This window comes from Actinoplanes sp. NPDC051633, assembly GCF_040681735.1.
GTDB lineage: Bacteria > Actinomycetota > Actinomycetes > Mycobacteriales > Micromonosporaceae > Actinoplanes.
Window position 1 is genome coordinate 1 of sequence record NZ_JBFAZH010000779.1, and the last position, 3,738, is coordinate 3,738.

The window sequence follows — 3,738 nt, forward strand, 5'->3', positions numbered from 1 at the left end:
GTCGAAGTCGATCTTCGCGTCCTTGGCCTCCGACATGGACCACGGGCCGGAGATGATCATGCCGACCTTGCCGTTGTTGAACAGCGGGCCGTACTTCTCGTCGGTCTGGTCGAGATACATCGACCGGTCGTCCACGGCCATCTGGCGCAGCGTCTCCAGCGCCTTGACGCCGGCGTCGGAGTTGAAGGCCGGCTTGGTGCCGTCGAGGATCTCCCCGCCGTTCTGCCAGAGCAGCGGCCACAGGTGCCAGGTGGTGTCCTCGCTGCCGGAGACCGAGTACGCGGTGCCGTACTGGTTCTTCGCCGGGTCGGTCAGCTTCTTCGCGGCGGCGCGGAAATCCGCCCAGGTCCAGTCGCTCTTGGGGTAGTCGAGCCCGGCGGCGTCGAAGAGCTTCTTGTTGTAGATGACGCCCAGGTTGTCGACCACGGCCGGGACGCCGATCGTCCGTCCCTTCGGGCTGGCCGTCTCGCGGCCCGAGACCGGGAACTCGTTCCAGCCGAAGGCCGGGTCCTTCACCCACTCGGTGAGATCCTGGGTCTTGCCGCTGGCGCCGAGCTCACCGGCCCAGCTGCCGTAGGAGTACGAGATGTCCGGGTAGCTTCCGCCGGTGAAGCCCGCGGACAGCTTGGCCAGCAGATCGTCCGTGGTGGGTGCTCCGGCGGACGCCTTGATGGTGACGTTCGGATGCGCGGCGTGGTACTCGGCGGCCAGGGCCTCGGCGATCTTCTGCGCGTCGTCGCTCTGCCCGGTCCACCAGGTGATCTCGACGGCCGCTTTCGGGTCGTAGCCCTGGGCGGCATCCTTCCCGTCGTCGGTCGAACCGCCCATGCAGGCGGACAACAGCAGGGTCGTGCTCATTGCGCCCGCTAGCAGGCGGCCGCGCCGGAAGGGGGTCATCGAACTACCTCGTTTCGATCAAGCCATGGCGTCGGAGAGGACGACGGATCGGGTGAGCAGTCGGGGACGGTCGGGATCCAGACCGCGGTGTGCGGCCAGCGCCAGCGCGAATCGCTGGGCGAGGACCAGTTGCGCGAGGGGGTCGAGGCGATCGCGGTACGCGGTGGCACCCGCCGATCGGGCCACGTCGTCGAGGGCGGCGGGGACGTCGCCGAACGACCAGATCAGGCTGCTGCGGCCGGCCACCGCCACCGGACCGTGCCGGAAGTCCATGGCCGGGTACGACTCGGAGTACGCCTGGGCGGCTTCGCGAACCTTGAGCGCGGCCTCGTGGGCCAGCCCGACGGTCCATCCTCTGCCGAGGAACACGAGGTGCTCGATGTCCGCGGGGTCGGCCGGCAGCGGTGCGGACAGGGCCGCCTCGCCGTCGGTCACGAGCCGGCTCAGATCCGCACCGAACGCGGCCCGGGCCAGCGCCAGCACCGTGGTCGGGTACCGGGTCTGCACCACGCTGCGCTCGTCGGCGAAATCCAGCAGGAGCCGGGTGTCGGCCAGGGCGTCGACCGGCTCGTCCCGCACCGCCGTGACCGCCACCCGGTGGGTGCCGGCCGGCGTACGGCGCAACGCGTCCAGCACCTCGGTGGAGGTGCCGGAGCGTGTGATGGCGACGATCCGGTCGTATCGGCGGCGCGGGACGTACTCCGACGCGCACACCGCGTCGGTCTCGCCCAGCCCCGCCGACTCGCGCAGCTCGGCGATGCTCTGCGCGACGAACCAGGAGGTGCCGCAGCCGAGGACGAGCATCCGTTCCCCGGGAGCGGCGAAGGCCTGCTCGGCCTCCTCCGCCCGGGTCAGGGCCTGCGCCCAGACCTGCGGCTGGCTGGCGATCTCGGTCGTCGTGTGAGTCATGGTCGCCGATTATGCTCGTTTGTGATCACTTAACAAGATGTCGACGTCAAACGAACATTCTGTGTTGCGCGTTAGACCGCGGCCGTCAGAGCTTCGGGGAGGAGATCACGGTGCGCAGCCGTCATCTCGGCGCAGAGTTCCCAGATCGCGTCGACGGACAGCGTGGCGGCGGTGTTCGGGTCGACCATCGCGGCTCGGCGCACCATCAGCGGGTCGCCGTCCACCGCGGCCGCCACGGTCAGCTGGCCCACGCTCACGAAGCCGCGGTTGACCGCGGCACACTGCGGCGGCAGGGCGCCCACCCGCTCCGGCCGCACCCCGAGACGATCGACCACACACGGCACCTCGACGGCGTAGCCCTCCGGCAGGTTCGAGATCAGCCCGTGGTTCGCGACATTGCCGTGGATGCGACGCATCTGCCCGGTGACGATGCTGTGGATCACCTGCGGCGCGTACTCGGTGGCGTCACGGCTGACGTCGAGCGGCTCGCCGGCCAGCACCGACTTGCGGGTCTCGTGGTACTCCGCCACGTTGCCCGCGCTGATCCGCAGATAGTCGCCGACCGGGATGCGCAGGCGCTCGACCTCGGCGTCCAGGTGGAGATACCAGGGCAGGTACTCCGAGGAGTGCTCGCTGGTCTCGGTGGGGAAGTAGCCGATCCGGCGGTACATGTCCATGCGGACCCGGCGGCGCAGCTCGGGGTCGCGTTCGAGGCGCTCGTCGAGGCGTGGGTAGAGCGACTCGCCGCGATGCTCGAAACGCAGCAGCCACGCCTGATGGTTGACCCCCGCCCCGGTGTAGTCGATCTCCTCGAACGGGACGCCCAGCAGCTCGCCCAGATCGCGCACCGTCCAGTAGACGGAGTGACACAGGCCGACCGCCTTCACATCCGGTGCGGTGGCGGCGAGATAGCCGATGTTCATCGCCATCGGGTTGGTGTAGTTCAGCAGCCACGCGTCCGGGCAGAGCTCACGGATGTCCTTGGCGATGCCGTCCAGGACCGGGAAGGTCCGCAGCGCGCGGAAGATGCCGCCGACGCCGAGGGTGTCGCCGATCGTCTGCCTGAGCCCGTACCGGGCGGGGATCTCGAAGTCGCGAACGGTGGCGGCGTGCATGCCGACCTGGATCGCGTTGATGACGAAATCCGCGCCCTCCAACGCCTCCCGGCGGTCCAGGCTCGCGGTGATCACGGGCTTCGCGTCGAGCTGCTCGGCGGTGCGGCGGGCGATCGCCACGGCCGTCTCCAGCCGCTCGGGGTCGATGTCGTGCAACGCCAGTGTCACGCCGCGCAACTCGTCGAAGGACAGGATGTCGGCGAGCAGCTCGCGCGTGAACACCACGCTGCCGGCGCCGAGAAACGTGATCACAGTCATGGCCGGATTCTGGTGAAGTCGACGTCGAACGCGCAAGCGAATCTTCTCAATCGCTCGGAAACGAACTACAGTGACTGCGCGTTTGATCAATGACCGGTGGAGGGCAGCTCAGAGATGCCGCAGAGCACGTTGCGTCGTGCCGACCGAGTGTCGGCCATCCTCGAGCGGGTGGCCAGCAACGGCTCGGTCGATGCGGGTCACCTGGCGATCGAGTTCCGCGTCTCACCCGCCACCATCCGGCGTGACCTGCAGGCGTTGGAGGATCAACGACTGCTTTCGCGTACGCACGGCGGCGCCGTCGCCGTGGATGTCGCGTACGAGCTGCCGGTGCGATACCGCGTGGGCCAGCACCGCGAGGAGAAGGCGGTGGTCGCCCGCAAGGCCGCCGACGTGCTGCCGCGCGGGCCGCTGACCCTCGGGCTGACCGGCGGCACCACCACGCATCTGCTGGCCCGCATCCTCGCCGAGCGCGTCGACCTGACCGTGGTGACGAACGCGCTGAACATCGCGGCCGAGCTCGCCCTGCGCCCCCGGCTGAAACTCATCATGACCGGCGGCG

At 69.2% G+C, this 3,738-nt stretch carries 4 protein-coding genes; 1 reads left to right on the forward strand and 3 read right to left on the reverse strand.

Annotated elements, in window-relative coordinates; translation table 11 throughout:
* The 3 genes from AB0M20_RS31835 to AB0M20_RS31845 form a co-directional block, all read right to left on the reverse strand.
* A partial coding sequence (locus AB0M20_RS31835; protein ID WP_364304024.1) for an extracellular solute-binding protein occupies nucleotides 1-858 on the reverse strand: 858 nt, incomplete at its 3' end.
* A gap of 57 nt (nucleotides 859-915) precedes the next feature.
* The gene (locus tag AB0M20_RS31840; RefSeq protein ID WP_364304026.1) at nucleotides 916-1,806 is read right to left on the reverse strand and encodes a sugar isomerase; all 891 of its coding nucleotides are present in this window, start codon (nucleotides 1,804-1,806) and stop codon (nucleotides 916-918) included.
* Between the two features lie 71 nt (nucleotides 1,807-1,877).
* On the reverse strand, nucleotides 1,878-3,179 hold the full coding sequence (locus AB0M20_RS31845) for an alpha-glucosidase/alpha-galactosidase (RefSeq protein WP_364304028.1): 1,302 nt from the start codon (nucleotides 3,177-3,179) through the stop codon (nucleotides 1,878-1,880).
* A 96-nt stretch (nucleotides 3,180-3,275) separates the two neighbouring features.
* Here AB0M20_RS31845 and AB0M20_RS31850 point away from each other — a divergent pair.
* Nucleotides 3,276-3,738, forward strand: a 463-nt coding sequence (locus AB0M20_RS31850; RefSeq protein WP_364304030.1) for a DeoR family transcriptional regulator, incomplete at its 3' end; no start/stop codon positions are given.